Source organism: Kitasatospora sp. NPDC041988, assembly GCF_055588525.1.
On record NZ_JBVJCO010000122.1, the window covers coordinates 1 to 1,081 of the forward strand.

Consider the following 1,081-nt stretch of genomic DNA (forward strand, 5'->3'; position numbering starts at 1 on the left):
GGGACGAGGTAGGCGACGAGGCGCTTGTCGCCGGGGGTGTCTTCGCGGGCGATGGCGGTGGCTTGGGCGATGGCGGGGTGTGTGGTGAGGGCTGCTTCGATTTCGCCGAGTTCGATGCGGAAGCCGCGGATTTTGACCTGGTGGTCGGTGCGGCCGAGGTAGTGGAGGGTGCCGTCGGGGCGCCAGGTGACGAGGTCGCCGGTGCGGTACATGCGTTCGCCGGGCTGGCCGTAGGGGTTGGCGGTGAAGCGTTCGGCGGTGAGGGCGGGGCGTCCGAGGTAGCCGCGGGCGAGGCCGGCGCCGGCGATGTAGAGCTCGCCGGGGGTGCCGGTGGGGACGGGTTGGAGGTGGGTGTCGAGGACGTAGAGGCGGGTGTTGGGGATGGGGGTGCCGATGTGGGGGGTCTGGCCGGTGGTGGGGGTGAGGGGTGTGGTGGTGGTGGCGCAGACGGTGGTTTCGCTGGGTCCGTAGGCGTTGATGAGGCGTCGTCCGGGGGCCCAGCGGGTGGCGAGGTCTTCGCTGAGTGCTTCGCCGGCGGTGATGAGGGTGGTGATGGTGGGGAGGTCGGTGGGGGTGAGGACGGCGAGGACGGCGGGGGGGAGGGTGACGTGGGTGATGGCGTGTCGGGTGGTGAGGTGGATGAGGGCGGGGCCGGGGAGGAGTTCTTCGGCGGGGGCGAGGACGAGGGTGGCGCCCTTGCAGAGGGTCATGCCGAGTTCGGAGACGGCGGCGTCGAAGCTGGGTGAGGCGAACTGGAGGACGCGGCTGGTGGGTTCGACGGCGAAGCGGTCGATCTGGCCGGTGGTGAGGCTGGCGAGGCCGTGGTGGGGGACGACGACGCCCTTGGGCCGGCCGGTGGAGCCGGAGGTGTAGATGACGTAGGCGGGGTGGTTCGGCTGCAGGCCGGGCCGGGGGTTTGCGGTGTCGAGTCCGGCGAGGCGGGTGAGGGTGTCGGGGTCGTCGAGGACGATCCGGACGGTGTCCTGGGGCAGGGTGTCCTGGGCGGACCTGGTGATGACCAGGGCGGGCCGGGCGTCGCCGAGCATGTAGGTGATGCGCTCGGTGGGGTAGTTGGGGTCGA

1 protein-coding gene is annotated in these 1,081 nt (G+C 71.5%); it reads right to left on the minus strand.

What is annotated here, in order from left to right:
• A partial coding sequence (locus ACZ6NC_RS41980) for an amino acid adenylation domain-containing protein (RefSeq protein WP_465739156.1) occupies window positions 1–1,081 on the minus strand: 1,081 nt, incomplete at both ends.